General features: G+C 60.4%; 17 protein-coding genes. 13 read left to right on the top strand and 4 right to left on the bottom strand.

The window, feature by feature from the left end:
- Window positions 1-40 precede the first annotated feature (40 nt).
- A complete protein-coding gene (locus ACNPM8_RS07950) occupies window positions 41-574 on the bottom strand; it encodes a DUF3093 domain-containing protein (RefSeq protein WP_133834266.1) in 534 nt (177 codons plus the stop codon).
- A gap of 140 nt (window positions 575-714) precedes the next feature.
- On the opposite strand from ACNPM8_RS07950, the gene dut reads away from it, so the two are divergent.
- From dut to ACNPM8_RS07970, 4 genes are all read left to right on the top strand, one after another.
- Window positions 715-1,173, top strand: coding sequence for a dUTP diphosphatase (gene dut / locus ACNPM8_RS07955; RefSeq protein ID WP_133834265.1), 459 nt, complete (start codon window positions 715-717; stop codon window positions 1,171-1,173).
- Window positions 1,174-1,211: 38 nt separating this feature from the next.
- Window positions 1,212-1,913: a DUF3710 domain-containing protein gene (locus ACNPM8_RS07960; protein ID WP_105656754.1), complete on the top strand. Its 702-nt coding sequence runs from the start codon at window positions 1,212-1,214 to the stop codon at window positions 1,911-1,913.
- A gap of 3 nt (window positions 1,914-1,916) precedes the next feature.
- The gene (locus tag ACNPM8_RS07965; protein ID WP_105656753.1) at window positions 1,917-2,291 is read left to right on the top strand and encodes a hypothetical protein; all 375 of its coding nucleotides are present in this window, start codon (window positions 1,917-1,919) and stop codon (window positions 2,289-2,291) included.
- Between the two features lie 61 nt (window positions 2,292-2,352).
- Window positions 2,353-3,084: a DUF3159 domain-containing protein gene (locus ACNPM8_RS07970; protein WP_448939607.1), complete on the top strand. Its 732-nt coding sequence runs from the start codon at window positions 2,353-2,355 to the stop codon at window positions 3,082-3,084.
- Here ACNPM8_RS07970 and ACNPM8_RS07975 read toward each other — a convergent pair.
- Together ACNPM8_RS07975 and ACNPM8_RS07980 are read right to left on the bottom strand one after the other, a co-directional pair.
- Window positions 3,081-3,746 (bottom strand): potassium channel family protein, encoded by a 666-nt coding sequence (locus tag ACNPM8_RS07975; RefSeq protein ID WP_105656752.1) that lies wholly within the window; start codon window positions 3,744-3,746, stop codon window positions 3,081-3,083. The two genes, ACNPM8_RS07970 and ACNPM8_RS07975, sit on opposite strands and share 4 nt — an antisense overlap.
- A gap of 16 nt (window positions 3,747-3,762) precedes the next feature.
- Window positions 3,763-4,440, bottom strand: coding sequence for a potassium channel family protein (locus ACNPM8_RS07980; protein ID WP_133834263.1), 678 nt, complete (start codon window positions 4,438-4,440; stop codon window positions 3,763-3,765).
- 145 nt (window positions 4,441-4,585) lie between these two features.
- On the opposite strand from ACNPM8_RS07980, the gene ACNPM8_RS07985 reads away from it, so the two are divergent.
- The 3 genes from ACNPM8_RS07985 (at window position 4,586) to acnA (ending at window position 10,833) form a co-directional block, all read left to right on the top strand.
- The gene (locus ACNPM8_RS07985) at window positions 4,586-6,580 is read left to right on the top strand and encodes an APC family permease (protein ID WP_426734040.1); all 1,995 of its coding nucleotides are present in this window, start codon (window positions 4,586-4,588) and stop codon (window positions 6,578-6,580) included.
- A gap of 30 nt (window positions 6,581-6,610) precedes the next feature.
- On the top strand, window positions 6,611-7,933 hold the full coding sequence (locus ACNPM8_RS07990; RefSeq protein ID WP_448939608.1) for a class I SAM-dependent RNA methyltransferase: 1,323 nt from the start codon (window positions 6,611-6,613) through the stop codon (window positions 7,931-7,933).
- Window positions 7,934-8,097: 164 nt separating this feature from the next.
- Window positions 8,098-10,833, top strand: a complete 2,736-nt coding sequence (gene acnA / locus ACNPM8_RS07995; protein WP_426734045.1) for an aconitate hydratase AcnA — start codon at window positions 8,098-8,100, stop codon at window positions 10,831-10,833.
- Between the two features lie 95 nt (window positions 10,834-10,928).
- On the opposite strand, the gene ACNPM8_RS08000 is transcribed toward acnA, so the two are convergent.
- Complete coding sequence (locus ACNPM8_RS08000) at window positions 10,929-11,543, bottom strand: class I SAM-dependent methyltransferase (RefSeq protein WP_448939609.1); 615 nt, start codon at window positions 11,541-11,543, stop codon at window positions 10,929-10,931.
- A 94-nt stretch (window positions 11,544-11,637) separates the two neighbouring features.
- On the opposite strand from ACNPM8_RS08000, the gene ACNPM8_RS08005 reads away from it, so the two are divergent.
- From ACNPM8_RS08005 to ACNPM8_RS08030, 6 genes are all read left to right on the top strand, one after another.
- Window positions 11,638-12,492 carry a phosphotransferase gene (locus tag ACNPM8_RS08005; protein ID WP_426734049.1) on the top strand — a complete coding sequence of 285 codons (855 nt, stop codon included), beginning with the start codon at window positions 11,638-11,640 and terminating at the stop codon, window positions 12,490-12,492.
- Between the two features lie 168 nt (window positions 12,493-12,660).
- Window positions 12,661-14,628 (top strand): 1-deoxy-D-xylulose-5-phosphate synthase, encoded by a 1,968-nt coding sequence (dxs, locus tag ACNPM8_RS08010; RefSeq protein WP_105656856.1) that lies wholly within the window; start codon window positions 12,661-12,663, stop codon window positions 14,626-14,628.
- A 65-nt stretch (window positions 14,629-14,693) separates the two neighbouring features.
- Complete coding sequence (locus ACNPM8_RS08015) at window positions 14,694-15,245, top strand: DUF402 domain-containing protein (protein WP_286134572.1); 552 nt, start codon at window positions 14,694-14,696, stop codon at window positions 15,243-15,245.
- 28 nt (window positions 15,246-15,273) lie between these two features.
- Complete coding sequence (locus ACNPM8_RS08020) at window positions 15,274-15,843, top strand: hypothetical protein (RefSeq protein WP_133834259.1); 570 nt, start codon at window positions 15,274-15,276, stop codon at window positions 15,841-15,843.
- Between the two features lie 36 nt (window positions 15,844-15,879).
- Entirely contained in the window at window positions 15,880-16,341 is a 462-nt protein-coding gene (locus tag ACNPM8_RS08025; RefSeq protein WP_448939610.1) for an N-acetyltransferase family protein, read from the top strand.
- Window positions 16,342-16,362: 21 nt separating this feature from the next.
- Window positions 16,363-16,698: a hypothetical protein gene (locus ACNPM8_RS08030; protein ID WP_105656743.1), complete on the top strand. Its 336-nt coding sequence runs from the start codon at window positions 16,363-16,365 to the stop codon at window positions 16,696-16,698.
- Window positions 16,699-16,812 lie beyond the last annotated feature (114 nt).

Below are 16,812 nucleotides of genomic sequence, written 5' to 3' on the forward strand. Positions count from 1 at the left end.
GCCCCCCACGCCATCGCTTTATTCCATGGAGCCGTGAATGCTATTCGCCTGAAGCGTCTTCTGCCTGTTCCTGCTTGGCTGCTTCGGCCTTGCCTTCCTCGGTGAATTCGTACATCACGCCCGAGAGTGCGGCAGCCAGCTCTTCGGGACGGCGGGTGGAAGTCAGCCAGTACGGCGTGGTGTCTCGCTCGTCGGTCACTTCCATGCGCACGGCACCGTCGATCCAGCCACGCAACAGCATGTAGGCCAAGCCGTGAAGCTTCTGTCCACGCTGCTTGAAAGCTTCGTCGCCACGGTAGCCGACGACGTTGCCGATGTACTTGCGTTCAATGCTGGCCCGGCCAACGGTGACCAGATCATCGGTGACTTCGATGGCTGGCACGCGCAGCAGGAACACCGCGACCAGTGAAATCAGAACTACGCCACCGGCAACCCATCCAAGGATGCTGTTAATCGGTGCTACTGCGATACCTGCGGTGATGGAAATGATGATCGGCCAAATCCAGGTGCTGGCCGATGGCCAGAGCTTTTCGCTGTACAGGACGTTCGAACCCTCGGGGCTGGAATTACTCATGGTTCCAAGTTTAGGCAATATTTCCTGGTTCCATGACCTCGGGGCTGGCGGCAGGGGATTGCCCTGCGCGCGCGATAGAGTTAGCCACGAGAAACTATCGAGTGACTATTTCACATAACTCCGGGGGAAGACCTACACCGATGAGTGAGCCATCAATTTCCATTGCCATCAAGATGCTTGACACCGAACTGCCGGTTCCCAGCTACGCGCATCCGTCAGATGCCGGTGCTGACTTGCATGCTCGCGAGTCGCTGGTGCTGGAGCCTGGCGCCCGCGCGCTCATTCCAACAGGCATTGCGCTGGCCATCCCGCATGGCTATGTCGGTCTCGTGCATCCGCGCAGCGGCTTGGCTGCTAAGCACGGCATTACCGTTGTGAATGCACCGGGCACTGTTGACGCGGGGTACCGTGGTGAGATCATGGTCACCTTGCTGAATACCGACACGTCTGAGTCTTTCGAAGTCAGCCGAGGCGACCGAATCGCCCAGCTGGTAATCCAGAAAGTCGAGCAGGCAGCGTTCATCCAAGTCGATTCGCTGGACGACAGTGCTCGCGGCGCTGGCGGGTTCGGTTCGACCGGCGGATTCAGTTCCAAGTAAGTACCCTTGAGTGCAAGACGAGATTTTCTAAGGACACCATGATTTTCAAGCGCAAGAAAGCCCAAGACCAGCCAGTCGACGCACCAGCTGCTGAGGCAGGCCAGGGCGAGGCCGAGCCGAAGGACGGCCCGTTCGACTACAGCGAGGTCGAGAATACGCAGGAATACCTTGACTTCGGCTCGATCCTGATCAAGCCAGTAGCAGGCTTGAAGGTCCGCATGGACGTTGAAGAGTCCAACAAGCGTGTCATCGCGGTGTCGCTGGAGATCGCCGAGTCGCGTATCCAGCTGATGGCTTTCTCTTCCTCGAAGTCCGAATCGCTGTGGCCTGGCATCAGCGACAAGATCAAGAGCGATATCAGTGCCCAGAACGGCGAAATTTTCACCCGCGACGGCGATTACGGCCAGGAGCTGCTCGCCAAGGTGCCGCAGCAGCTGCCTGATGGTCGCGCCGGGCATGTCGCCCTGCGCTTTGTCGGCATCGACGGCCACCGCTGGTTCCTGCGTGCGGTCATTGGCGGCGCTGCCATTGGAGACGAAGAAGCGGCTGGCATCGTTGACGGGATCCTGCGCACTGTCGTGGTCAACCGCGGCGACAAGCCACTGCCACCGGCCGAACTCCTGCCCCTGAGCGTTCCGGCCAATGCGCAGGCCCGCCCGGCAGGCACTGAGCAGAACCCTGAGCAGAACTCTGAGCTGAAGCGTCCAGAACGCGGACCAGAGATCACCCAGATCGGCTAATGCATGTCGCTGAAGGACAAACCCGTCACTGCGCTGCTTGGCCCTTCGGGCCAAAAGCTCAGCTACCAGCGGCTGGACAGCTTGGAACAGCTGCCTGTCAAGGGCAGGGTGGAGCACACGGGCTACATCCAATCGGTTAGCTATTCCGCGCCACACGTCGCACCCACGCTGACCGCGGTGGTGGTCGACCGGCTCGGTGCGGTGTCTGCTCGTCGCGGGACTGTACCGCATGTGCGTTTGGCGTTCATGGGCCAGAAATCCGTTCCGGGAATCAAGCCGGGCGTGAAGGTGGAATACTCGGGAATGGTCGCTCCCGTGGATCAAGTTCCGACGATCTTTAATCCGCGCTACGTAATCGTGCCGGAGGCCCGCGGGTGATCCGCGCGTTCCCTCAAGGTCTTGGGAACGAGAGCATGCTGGCGTCTAACTGGAAGAAAACATGATGAACAACGACGAATCGCGTCCGGAAGATGGATCCACGCCGGAAGCAAAGCATCCAAGCTTCGCGGAAATGATTGGCTCGAACGCCAACATCGCGCAAAATGCCGACGGCGGGATAGATCTGCTCTCCACCGTCGGTGGCGTGCGCGGAATCCTGGAAACGGTGCTTCCCGGTTTCGTGTTCATCATGGTCTTCGCGCTGACCTCCAATCTGGGCTGGGGGCTGATCGCTTCGATCAGTCTTGGCGTGGTGTTCATGATCATCCGCCTAGCCAAGCGCTCGACGCTGATCCAGGCCGGCTCCGGGCTGATCGGCATCCTGATCTGCGCGTTCGCCGCACGCAATTCAGGCAATGCCAAGGACTACTACATTCCAGGGTTCTACGTATCGGCCGCCTACTTGGCGGGAATGCTGATTTCGGTGATGGCCCGCTGGCCGCTGATCGGCCTGCTCTTCGGGTTCATCCGTAATGAAGGCACCGAGTGGCGCAAGAAACCCGCGCGCTTGCGCCGCTACCAGGTGGCCACCTGGATCATCATTGCTGTTTTCGCGCTGCGCCTGGCAGTGCAGATCCCGATGTACATCGCAGATGACGTCGTGGCCTTGGGCTTGGCCCGCGCCTTGATGGGGGTGCCGCTGTATGCAGCGGGGCTCTGGTTTGCCTGGCTGGTCTCGAAGCCTGCAGCAGAAGCCAGCAACGGGACCAGCCCTCCAGCACAAGCCGTCTAGCGGGTGGCGTCGCGCAGCGTGCGGCGCAACAAGGCTTCGGCTTGCGGGGTGGTGATGAAGAAGATTTCATCGCCACCCTCAATCACATCATCGGCACTGGGCGGGAACGGCGTTTTATCGCGAACCACTGCCATCATGGTGGTGTCTTCGGGCCAGGAGATGCGCCCGATGCTGCGGCCAATCAACGCCGAATCGTGCGGGACGGTGAACTCGACCATGTAGACCTCGCCGGTCTTCAGCGTCAGCAGCCGCACCAGGTCGCCCACCTCCACGGCTTCTTCCACCAGCGCGGTCATCAGCCGCGGGGTGCTGACCGCTACATCTACGCCCCAGGCGTCATCGAACATCCACTCATTCTTCGGATTGTTCACGCGGCCTACGGTGCGCCGGATGCCGAATTCGCTCTTGGCCAGCAACGAGACCACAAGGTTCACCTTGTCATCGCCGGTTGCCGAAACGACCACGTCGTACTCTTCCAGCTGTGCCTGCTGCAAGACAGCTAATTCGCAGGCATCGCCAATCAGCCACTTCACCGCTTCCAGGTCGGCGCGCTCGGCCATTTCCGGCTGCAGGTCGATAAGCAGGACTTCGTGATGGTTGATCACAAGTTCGCGGGCAATGGAGGAACCGACCGAGCCGGCCCCGGCAATCATGACCTTCATGGGGGTGCCTCTCAGATTATTCGTTGGCCTGCGCAGCCGGCGGGCTGGCAAGGATCTTTTCGATGTCCTTGGACTCATCGAGCCGCATCATCACGTGCACCAGGTCGCCGCCCTGCAATCGGGTGCGGCTCTCGGGGATGGTGCCTTCGCCGAAGCGGGTCAGATAGGCCACTCGTACCCCGGCGGCCGCTTCCAGCTCCTTGACCAGCCGTCCATACCAGTCGCGGTGCAGGGCAACTTCGGAAAGCACCAGGCGCCCCGATGGCTCCCGGAAGTCACCGCGCATCGAATAGTCGGGCAGGATCCGGCGCAGCACCTGATCGGTGCTCCAACGGACCGCGGCCACGGTGGGGATACCCAGGCGCTGGTAGATCTCGGCGCGCCCTGGATCGTAGATGCGGGCCACGACATGGGGGACGTTGTAGGTTTCGCGCGATACGCGAGTGGCGAGAATGTTGGAATTATCACCGCTGGATACGGCGGCGAAAGCATAGGCCTCATCGATTTTGGCAGCTTCCAGGGTGTCCTTGTCGAACCCCATGCCGGTCACCGTGGAACCTGAGAAGCCTTTGCTCAGCCGGCGGAAGGCATGCGGGTCCTGGTCAATGACTGCCACGGAATGCCCCGCTGAATCCAGCGTGTGGGCTAGCGAGACACCGACGCGTCCGCACCCCATGATCACGAAATGTGCCACCGAGAACTCCTTGGGTCTACTGCTTGCTGCATGTCCAGTGGCGCACACAAGCTGTGTGCTCCGAATGCAACAATAGCGCTGATCGCACCCAGTTTATCGGTGGTGCAGCACCCATGTGCCTTGCACCCTGCGATAACGTTGTGTCGTGCCTGCATTATTTGACGGTCTGAAGCGGATCTTGGTGGGCCGGCCTTTCAGAACTGAACAGCTGAAAAAGAAGCCGTTGCCACCTAACGTCGCGTTGCCGATTTTTTCGTCCAGCGCCCTGTCGTCCTTGGCGTACGCGCCAGACGAAATCTTGCTGACCCTGGCCATTGCGGGCATCGCGGCCACCGCGCTTTCGCCGATGGTCGGACTTGCTGTCCTTGCCGTGCTGGTGGTGCTGGTGCTGTCCTACCGGCAATCGGTCATGGAGTACCCCTCTGGCGGTGGCGACTACGAGATCGTGAAGAAGAACCTGGGTGCGCGCCCGGGAACAGCGGTCGCCGCTGCGCTGCTGGTCGACTTCGTGCTCACCGTTGCTGTGTCCAGCTCATCAGCTGCCCTGTATCTCGCCGCCATTTTCCCTGCAGTGGCCGAGTACAAGGCTTGGGTGGCTGCTGGACTTGTCGCATTCCTCGTGGTCGGTAATCTGCGCGGCAGGGGACAAGGGCGCTGGACCCTGGCCATTCCGGTCTACCTCTTCGTGATCGGCATGCTGCTGCTGGTCGCTATCGGCGGAGTGATGGCGCTGACCGGTACCCTCGGGCTTGCCCCGAGCGCGGATTTCACGATTGTGCCGGAAGAAGAGTTTGCCAATGGGCTGCACGGTGTCGTCGGTGCATTGCTGATCCTGCGTGCTTTCAGTACGGGTTCGGCGGCGCTGACCGGTATCGAGGTCCCGATCTCGAACGTGCAGACCCTGGCCAAGCCGCGGGCCAAGAACGCGGCGCGGATCCTGCTGGTGCTGGGCCTGCTCTCCGGGGTGCTGACACTTGGCACGCTGATGCTTGCCCGTGCCACCGGCATCAAGGTCGTCGCCGACCCGCAGGCCTCATTCTTGCTCGACGGTGCCCCGATCCCTGAAGGGTTTGTGCAGGTCCCGGTCCTTGGCCAGCTGGCGCAAGCCGTGTTCGGCGATTTCACCTTCGGCCTGGTCATTGTTTCGGTGCTGACCATTGCCGTGCTGCTGCTGGCCGGAAACCAGGCCTTCAACTCCTTCCCCCTGCTGGCCAGCCATCTGGCTACCGACGGCTTCCTGCCACGCCAGCTGCGTACCCGCGGTGATCGGCTGGGCTTCTCCAACGGCATATTGTCCCTGGGCGTTGCCGCGATTGCACTGGTGCTGCTGTTCCAAGGCGATGTCACCTTGCTGGTCCAGCTGTACGTGGTGGGCGTGTTCGTTTCCTTTACGCTGAGCCAGCTGGCCATGCTCAAGCACTGGAAACGCGTGCTGGTTCCCATTGCCGACCGCAGGATCCGTGCGGCCAAGCAGCGCAAGCGCCTGCTGAACCTGGTGGGCCTGGTCCTATCGGCGCTGGTGCTCGTGGTCGTCTTGGCCACCCGCTTGGTCCACGGCGCGTGGTTGGCCGTGCTGGGCATTGCGGTATTGATGGTGATCATGGATTCGCTGCAGCGCCACTACCAGAAGGTTGACGACGAACTGGCGGTGGATGAGGACGTTGCCGCCACGGCGCTGCCCTCCCGGGTGCATGCACTGGTGCTGGTCTCCACCGTGCGCAAGCCGGTGCTGCGGGCCTTGGCCTTCGCCCGGGCTTCGCGTCCCTCGAAGCTCGAAGCAATCATCGTGGATGTGGAACGAAGCAAAACCGAAAAGACCCTCCGGGACTGGGAACGCCTGCAGATTCCGGTGCCGATCACCGCCCTGGCTTCTCCGTACCGCGATATCCCCGGGGCGCTGATTGAGCATATTCGTTCCATCAAGCGTGAATCCCCGCGGGAACTGATCGTCGTGTACATCCCTGAATACGTAGTGGGCCACTGGTGGGAACAGCTGGTGCACAACCAAACCGCTTTACGAGTGAAAAACCGGCTGCACTATGAACCGGGCGTCTTGATCGCCTCGGTTCCATGGCGCTTGCTCAGTGCTTCGCATGCCCTGGGTGGCGGGCCGACCGAAGAATCTTCGGCACACCGCTGAATTCAATGCTTCTGATGAAAGACAAGATCGATGACTGAAACACCAATGCTCACCGTCCGCCTGGGCAAGATTGCCCATGGCGGCCACACCGTCGCCCGCCATGAGGGCCGCGTGATCTTCGTGCGCCACGGCATTCCCGGAGAGCTGGTGAATGTGTGCCTGACGGACAGTGCGCCGGAGGCCAAATTCTGGCGTGCCGACGTCGCCGAGGTGCTCGAAGCCAGCGAGCACCGCGTGCCCCACTTCTGGGATGCCGCTGATGCCCTGAAGCATCGTGACCCGGTGGGTGGCGCAGAGTTCGGCCACATCACCCTTGAGCACCAGCGTGAGCTCAAGTCGCAGGTTGCTGCCGAGCAGATGACCCGTCTAGGCGGCCTGAAGGCGGAGGACTACAACTTCCCTGCGGTGCAAGCGGTCAAGGGCGCGGCCGACGGCCTGGGCTGGCGTACCCGGATGTCCTATTCGGTGGACGCACAGGGCAAGCTCGCGATGAGCGCATTCCGCAGTAACCAGTTGACCGGCATCGCGCAGATGCCATTGGCCCATCCGGCTATCGAGGCCAGTGGCTTGTACTCTGTGGACTACAGCGGAATCGAGCGTGTCGAGGCTGCGGTATCCAGCCAGGATGACCAGACCGTGCTGATCCTGCTGGCTGAAGCAAGTACCGGCGCCGCGGCAAAGGTGGCAAAGCAGTTCCCGGAGGGTGTCAATGTCGCCGCTTTCAGCCAGCGGGGCGGCTCGGCGGCTGACGGCAAAGGCAGCTTGCAGACCTTGGCTGGTTCGGCGTTCCTGACCGAAAAGGTACTGGGGGAGAAGTTCCGGATTACCGGTGAAGGATTCTGGCAGGTGCATCGAGAGGCGGCCAGCCTGCTTTCCCAGCGCGTAGTTGAACTGACCGAGCCAGCCGCTGGCGAGCAAATCGCCGACCTCTATGCGGGTGCTGGCTTGTTCTCCGTCCCGTTGGCTAAGGCAGTTGGCTCCCAGGGCCGGGTCTTCTCAATTGAAGGCGCTCCGGGCACGCATGCCGATGCGAAGAAGAATCTGCGCTCCTATTCGCAGGCCACGGTGATCCGAGGCCGTGTTGAGCGAGTGTTACGGCAGGTCGCCGGGGATGCCTCCCTGGACGCCGTGGTACTTGACCCGCCCCGCACCGGGATCGATAAGCAGGTGGCTGCGGAGCTGGCTTCCATTGCTGCATCCCGGATTTGTTACGTGTCCTGCGACCCTGCGGCTTTCGCCCGTGATACCGCGCGTTTGATGGGACGCGGCTACGAATTAGAGCATATGGAGATTCACGATTTGTACCCGCATACCCACCATATGGAGTCCATCGGGCTCTTCGTGCGCCGTTAAACACCTGAAATTGTCCGATTAGACACGAATTCGGATGAAAATTTATTCCGAGGAGTCTTTTTATGAGCTTAGGCGATAGACTGTTTTTAGCTCTGCCACGCTAGGAGCCTGACTATCTCAGTTAGGAACTCCTAACTGGAATTACAGTGTGCGTGTGCAACAGAATGAGTGTCTGGCGAGAGGAGTCCCACGTGAGCAATGTGGACAGCTTCGGTGCCAAGGGCGTACTTGACGTCAATGGAACCGAATACGAAATTTACCGACTAAATACGGTTGAAGGCTCGGACAGCCTTCCTTACAGCCTTAAGGTTCTTCTTGAGAACCTGCTTCGCACCGAAGACGGCGCGAACGTAACCAACGAGCACATCAATGCACTGGGTCAGTGGGATGCTTCGGCTCAGCCGAACACCGAAATCCAGTTCACCCCTGCACGTGTGCTGATGCAGGACTTCACCGGCGTGCCTTGTGTCGTTGACTTGGCAACCATGCGCGAGGCCGTCAAGGACCTCGGCGGTGACCCAACCCGCGTTAACCCGCTGGCACCAGCCGAAATGGTCATCGACCACTCCGTGCAGATCGACACCTTCGGTTTCGAAGGCGCTGTCGAGCGCAACATGGAGATCGAGTACCAGCGCAACGGCGAGCGTTACCAGTTCCTGCGCTGGGGCCAGACTGCATTCGATGACTTCAAGGTCGTCCCACCGGGCACCGGTATCGTGCACCAGGTCAACATCGAGTACCTGGCACGCACCGTCATGACCCGCGAGGTCAACGGCGTACTGCGCGCTTACCCGGATAGCTGCGTAGGCACCGACTCCCACACCACCATGGTCAACGGCCTGGGCGTGCTGGGTTGGGGCGTTGGCGGCATCGAAGCCGAGGCAGCAATGCTCGGCCAGCCTGTCTCCATGCTGATCCCACGCGTTGTCGGCTTCAAGCTGGCTGGCTCGATCCCAGCTGGCGCCACCGCAACCGACGTGGTGCTGACCATCACCGAAATGCTGCGCAAGCACGGCGTTGTTGGCAAGTTCGTTGAGTTCTACGGCGAAGGCGTGGCAGCAGTGCCACTGGCCAACCGTGCAACCATCGGCAACATGTCCCCAGAATTCGGCTCCACTGCCGCGATGTTCCCGATCGACGATGTCACCCTCGACTACCTGCGCCTGACCGGCCGCAGCGACGAGAACGTGGCACTGGTCGAGGCTTACGCCAAGGAACAGGGCATGTGGCACGATCCAAGCCGCGAGATCCGTTTCTCGGAATACCTCGAGCTGGATCTGTCGACCGTGGTTCCATCGATCGCCGGCCCGAAGCGTCCACAGGACCGCATCGAGCTGTCTTCCTCGAAGGAACAGTTCCGCAAGGACCTGCACAACTACGTATCGAACGCCGACGACACCCAGGGCGCTGGCCGCCCGTCGGTAGCCGTCGATGTCACCAAGGAAGATGGCACCCAGTTCACCCTGGACCACGGCCTGGTTTCGATCGCTTCGATCACCTCGTGCACCAACACCTCCAACCCTTCGGTCATGCTGGCCGCAGCCGTACTGGCTCGCAACGCAGCTGACAAGGGCCTGACCTCCAAGCCATGGGTCAAGACTTCGGTCGCGCCAGGCTCGAAGGTCGTTACCGAGTACTACGAGAAGTCCGGCCTGCTGCCATACCTGGAGAAGCTCGGCTTCTTCGTTGTGGGCTACGGTTGCGCAACGTGCATCGGCAACTCCGGTCCACTGGATGCCGAGATCTCCGAGGCCATCAACGCCAACGACCTCGCAGCTACCGCAGTTCTTTCGGGTAACCGCAACTTCGAAGGCCGCATCAACCCAGACGTGAAGATGAACTACCTGGCTTCCCCGCCACTGGTCATCGCCTACGCACTGGCTGGCACCATGGACTTCGACTTCGAGACCGACGCACTGGGCCAGGACGCCGAGGGCAACGATGTCTTCCTGAAGGACATCTGGCCATCGCCTGTCGAGGTCCAGGAGATCATTGACTCGTCGATCGACAAGGAAATGTTCGCCAAGGGCTACGACGGAGTCTTCGAAGGCGACGCTCGCTGGAAGGCACTGGACACCCCGGAGGGTTCGACCTTCGCATGGGACGAGAAGTCGACCTACGCACGCAAGGCACCGTACTTCGACGGCATGACCGCCGAGCCGCAGCCAGTCCAGGACATCAGCGGCGCTCGCGTGCTGCTGAAGCTGGGCGACTCGGTGACCACCGACCACATCTCGCCTGCAGGTTCGTTCAAGTCGGAAACCCCGGCTGGCCGCTACCTGATCGAGAACGGCGTGGATCGCAAGGACTTCAACTCCTACGGCTCGCGCCGTGGCAACCACGAAGTCATGATCCGCGGTACCTTCGCCAACATCCGCATCAAGAACCAGCTGCTGGACGGCGTCGAGGGTGGCTTCACCCGCGACTTCACCCAGGCTGATGCTCCGCAGGCTTACGTCTACGACGCTGCAGAGAACTACAAGGCTGCCGGCACCCCGCTGGTCGTTCTTGGCGGCAAGGAATACGGCTCGGGCTCCTCGCGTGACTGGGCTGCCAAGGGCACCGCATTGCTGGGCGTCAAGGCCGTCATCACCGAATCATTCGAGCGTATCCACCGCTCGAACCTGATCGGCATGGGCGTTCTGCCGCTGCAGTTCCCAGACGGCGAATCCGCTGATTCGCTGGGTCTGACCGGAACCGAGACCTTCGCTGTCTCCGGCGTGACCGAGCTGAACAACGGCACCACCCCGAAGACCCTGAAGGTTACCGCAACCGCACAAGACGGCAAGGTTACCGAGTTCGACGCAGTTCTGCGCATCGACACCCCAGGTGAAGCTGACTACTACCGCAACGGTGGCATCCTGCAGTACGTACTGCGCCAGATCGCCGCTGCCAACTAGCAGATCCACCTCGGCTCCGGTCGAAGCGAATCTCTAAGTAGTTCCGCATCGCGGGAAAACCTGAGACCCAAGGCAATTGCCTTGGGTCTCAGGTTTTAACCAGCCTTTTGCGCACTCAGCTGACCATGGGTGCGGGCCGTGGACCGGGTGCGGGTGCCAACTTCCAGCACGCTGAAGCCTGACGTTTCCAACAACAGCTCCAATTCCCCGGGCGGCCAATACCAGGCCGGGGCGACCTGGTGGCCAAAGGCTTCTAGCTGATCCCCGGCAAAGAATCCGAGCAGCAGCTTGCCGCGTGGCTTGAGCACCCGGGCAAACTCGCCCAACAGCTGCGGAAGCTCGGCTGGAGGAGCATGGATTACCGAGTACCAGGCGAGCACCCCGGAAAAATGGTGGTCTTCGAACGGCAACTGTGCCAAGTCCGCACGCAGGAAATCGGGCTTCTGGAAGTTGCGCCGTGCGAAGTCCAGAAACTCCGGAACGAGGTCAACGCCTGTAGCCGGCCGATGGGCATCGGCGATGAACTGTGTCCAATGCCCAGGCCCGCAGCCAGCGTCCAGGACCGGCCCCTCCAGCTGCCCCGCCCACGCCGCAATCAGCTCCCGGTCTTCAAGCTCCGCCTGCTTGGGCGAAGCGAACAGATCGATATAGGCGCTGGCGAGACTCGAATAACTCGCTGAGACGTGATGAGGATCGAAGGAAGGTGGCATACGCTCAGCTTAGCGCCGCCCGCAGGGAGCCTGGAGATCAATTGCTAGACTCGGGAATCACTTCCAGAAAACTGTTGGCGGAGAGGAACTTCCGATGACGTCACCTGCCCTTGAAGATCTGCTGAATGCGGGCCAAGTGCACCAAGTGCGTTCCTGGCTCGGAGAGGCAACAGTCGTTTCGGACATGTCTTGGGGGCTGACAGACATTAAAGTCCTCCATTTGGACGCAGCCGGAAAGCACTTCGTGCTCAAGACCGCGGGCGAAAGAAACCATCACATCATCCGGGAGCTGGAAGCACATCGCCGGTACACGCGTGTACTTGCCGAAGCCGGGCTGGCCGCGCGGCTGCGTTTTTCAAGCGACGTGCACCGCCTGGCAGTGCTGGACTACCAACCCGGAGAACTGTGCGTAGGGACAGAAAATGAATACGCGCCGGATTCGCATCGACAGGCGGGACACGCGCTCAGGTTGCTGCACGATCAAGAACAGCGTGTTGCTCATGGCTACGAAGCCCGGCTGACGGCAAAATTCCTTCAGCTGCTTGAACGCAAGCACCGCATCGGTGCTTCACGGTGCCGGCAGATCAGGGACCTGTTCACCAGCTACGAGCCTAAATCCGTGGCCGTCGTCCCAACGCACGGAGACTGGCAGCCTCGTAATTGGCTCGTAGACCAAGGAAAACTGAAAGTCATTGATTTTGGACGTTTTGAATTCCGTCCAGCTTCCAGCGACTTCGCGCGACTCTCACTACAGCAGTGGGTGGGGCATCCGGAGCTGGAACAAGCCTTCCTTCAGGGCTACGGCTATGATCCGCGCGAAGAATTATCATGGAAAATGATGCAACTACGTGAAGGCCTGGGCACGGCCGTCTGGTCTTATGAAGTTGGAGATGAATCCTTCGAAGCGCAAGGGCTGCAAATGCTGGCCGATACGCTGGACCGCAACTAGGCTCGCACGCGAACGGGCACATGCGTTCGGGGTAGTGAACGTCATTGCTAGGAAATTAGCACCAGCACGGACGTTGACGGATAATGAAAGAAGCCTTGAACGCGGTAAACTAGGTATTTCGCATGGGCTTTCCAGCCTATTGTCGGCGAATTTGTGAAGGGGATGAACGTGTCTTTATTGAAGACCATCAAGAAACCAAGTGACCTGCGGGCGCTTACCCTCGAGCAGCTCGACGACTTGGCGGAGGAAATCCGCGGCTTCCTCATCGACAATGTTGCTCGTACTGGCGGCCATTTGGGTCCCAATCTCGGTGTTATCGAGCTGACCTTGGGCATCCATCGTGTCTTCGATTCCCCAACTGACTCCATCGTCTTCGATACGGGACACCAGTCGTATGTGCACAAGCTGGTTACCGGACGCCAGAATTTCGAGACCTTGCGCCAGCAAGGAGGCCTGTCGGGCTACCCTGACCGCGGTGAATCAGAACACGATGTGGTTGAGTCCTCCCATGCTTCCTCCTCGCTGTCGTGGGTTGATGGAATTTCCCGCGCCAACAAGCTGATGAATAACAATGACCGCTACGCCGTAGCCCTGGTGGGCGATGGCGCCTTGACCGGCGGCATGGCCTGGGAAGCAGTCAACAACATCGCTGCCGACAAGGACCGCAAAGCAGTCATCGTGGTCAACGACAACGGCCGCTCCTACGCCCCGACCATCGGCGGCCTGGCCAACCAGCTTTCGGGACTGCGCCAGCAGCTGGACAAGTTCCGTACCCACCCGGCCTACGAGAACGCCATGGACAAGCTCAAGGTCAAGCTCAAGGGATCCGGGCCAGTAGGCGATTTCACTTACAAGTCCCTTCACGCCACCAAGAAGGGCATCAAGGACTGGTGGGCACCGCAAGGCCTGTTCGAGGACCTGGGCCTGAAGTACATCGGCCCGATCGATGGCCACAACCAGCGCGCAGTAGAAGAAGCGCTGCAGCAGGCCAAGCAGTACGCGGGCCCAGTGCTCGTGCATGCCCTGACTGAGAAGGGCCACGGCTACGCTCCGGCCCGCGCCGATGAAGCTGACCAGTTCCACGCCGTTGGCGTTATCGACCCAATCACCGGTCTGCCGGTTTCCAAGTCCAGCGCGCAGAGCTGGACCAGCGTCTTCGGCGAAGAGATCGCGGCGGTGGCCAACGAGCGCGAGGACATTGTGGCGATCACCGGTGCCATGCTGCAGCCAGTGGGCCTGAAGAAAATGTCCCAGGAACACCCTGAACGCGTCATTGACGTGGGCATCGCCGAACAGCACGCCATGACTACTGCCGCCGGCCTTGCCTTTGGCGGACTGCACCCGGTGGTCTGCGTCTACGCGACCTTCCTCAACCGTGCCTTTGACCAATTGCTGATGGACGTGGCCCTGCATAAGGCAGGTGTCACCATCGTGCTGGACCGCGCTGGAGTCACCGGCCCGGACGGCGCCAGCCACCACGGCATGTGGGATATGGCGCTGACCCAGATCGTGCCTAACCTGCATCTGGCTGCGCCGCGCGATGCCGACCGCCTGCGGGAGGAACTGCGTGAAGCCCTTGACATCAATGATGCGCCAAGTGTCGTGCGATTCTCCAAGGGCTCGGTGGGTGAACCCATCGAAGCTGTGGACCGCCTGCCAGATGGCGTGGATGTTCTGGCACGCTTGGGGGACCGTTCCGCACCGGATGTTCTCATCGTTTCCGTGGGCGCCATGAGCGAGCTTTCGCTGGATGTCGCAGAACGACTGAACAGCCAGGGCGTATCGGTGACCGTGGTGGATCCTCGTTGGGTTCTACCAATGCCAACCTCGGTGATTTCACTGGCAGCCCGTCACCGCATTGTGGTCTGCATCGAAGATGGCGTCCGAGCCGGCGGTGTGGGTTCGCGCTTGCGCACCGAAATGCGTGCAGCGGGTGTCGATACGGCTCTGAACGAAGTAGGTTTGCCTACCGAATTCTTGGCGCACGGAACTCGTGCTGAGGTCTTGGACCGCGTTGGACTGACTGCACAGCAGGTAGCCCGCGATACCCTGGCGCAGGTTCTGGGAACCAAGGTTCCATTCGCCCGGCCCCTCCCTGGACAAGACCTGCCTACCGGTCAGATTCCGAAGCTGTGAGCTCACCGTCCGGCTGCCCGGTAGACCTGCCCCGTAGCCCAGAAACTATCGCCGAGGGTTCCTTGGTGGTAGCGCGCGCCTGGAAGTATGATTCCAGCCCGCACTGGGTGGTGCCCGGATTTTATCTCGGACAGGACAAATACGGACATTGGCTTCACCAGCCGGCCGGCGCACTGGTAGCCCGTCCGGGCACCGCACACTTGGCAGCGAGTAATGCGCTCTGCCTGATTCCACACTCGGGCCAGTGGATTGCCACCCTCTATGCGGATGCACTGGAAGATTTTGATGTCTACATCGACCTGTCCAGCAACATCGGATGGCGACGGATGAAGCGTGGCGCTTGGGAAGTCAACTCCATTGACATGGATTTGGACGTGATTCGTTCACGTAGCCAAGGCGTGTTCCTTGATGATGAAGATGAATTCGCCGAACATGAAATAGGCATGAACTATCCAGCTTCCCTAGTTCGTAGTATTGGAAGAGAAGCTGGACTGTTGCTCGGCACCGTGATCAACAACGATGCACCGTTCAATGCCGAACACCGCGCCACCTGGCAATCCAAGGCTGAGCGCCTAGCCGCACAGCTTGCCGAAGCCTCCAAAAATTTAGATAACTAAGCACACCGTAGACCCAAGGGGTAATCACATGGCGATCATTCGCACCTACCGGATGAACGAAAAGAACGAACTGGAATTCCGCGAGGCATGGTTCCAGCAGTTCGAGGACGATGAATTGGGTCAGTTCGTGATCAATCACGGCACCGTGGGACATATGTCCAAGACCAATGAAGTCCAGGACGTAAACACCGACCGCGCCGACGAATTGTTCGCTGGTTTCGCTGAAGCCTGTGCTGCCGAAGGCTATGCAGAGATCAAGGAAGAAGATCAGTCGTGGGTTATCGTGCAGTACGCGCTGAAATCCGCAAATGGCACCGAGCGCGACCAGTACCTGGACAAGAAGGCCAAGGAAGCGCTGACCGGCCACTTGGCATGGCGCGGACTTGGCACGGTGGAGTCCAGCGATTTCGGTAACCGAAAGCTGAACATCCGAGTCCTATCACCAGCTCCAAAGCTTGCAGTCGCTGCGATCAAGACGTGCATCCGCGAAGCCAAGCTGGACTTCACCAAGATGAGTATCGGTGTTGCGCCCTATGCGGAATTGAACAAGCTGAAGATGGCGCACCCGATGCCACCAAAGCCGATGTCCATCGACTGATCACGAATGATAAGCCCCATAGTTGCGACGCAGCCAATGCAGGCAGCGGACCACCCGGCCATCCGTCGGCTGTCGGAGAGTTTGGGGCGTCAGGCTGAACCTGGAAATTGGGGCGCTGGTGAATGCCAGGTAGTCGTCAAGAACCCGGCCGGCGAGCTGCTTGGCTGGGCTCGAGCCCATTGGTGGGAGCCTGCTGATCCGTTGGCGCCAGCTGGCTATTACCTTGCCGGGATCGAGGTTGCCTGCGGATACCGGCAACGGGGCGTGGCACGAAGCCTAACCGAGGCCAGGCTGTCATGGATTGTGCAGCGCGCTTCGACCGCATGGTGCGTGGTCAACGCGCAGAATACTGCGTCTTTGGCGCTTCATCGTGCCCTGGGATTCGAAGAAGTAGCCCGGGCTCCACGGTTCGGTACTGTGGTTTTTAACGGCGGCAGTGGCCTGCTGTTGTCCAAGGAAGTGGTGTCTTCGCGCGGCCCCGCGAAAGCACAGGTTTAAACGAGCAGGAAACAAGGAGAAATGATTCCACAAGAAGACCGGGACGAGACCCCCGGTGCCCAGCGTAAAGTCCCGCGGATGGGAGCAACCCGCACGCCGTTGCACCTGGTTTTCCAGGCTTGCGTCGGTGTCATCATCGGCATTGGAGTGGTGTCCCTGCTTTCTGGCCTCGCCCCAGCGCAGGTTGCCTTGACCGGAGTTGTCATTGCCATATTGGTGTGGATCGTTGAACAGGGCTTCCGCCTGCCAGAACCGAATACCAAGCAGGGAGCACGTGTCCGCATGGTACTTCGACTGATTTCCTTGATTGGTTTCACCATCGCGGTGAGCCCGCTGCTGTCCTTGATCGAGGGCTGACAGCCTGCAACCCAGGCTAGTCCCGGACGTTCACACGTCTGGGACTATTTTTTTGCGCTGACCGGTTTCCGGGCAGAATAAAAGATCGGCCCGGTTCTCCCCGTGAAGGGAGAA

This window comes from Glutamicibacter sp. AGC46, from assembly GCF_053543715.1.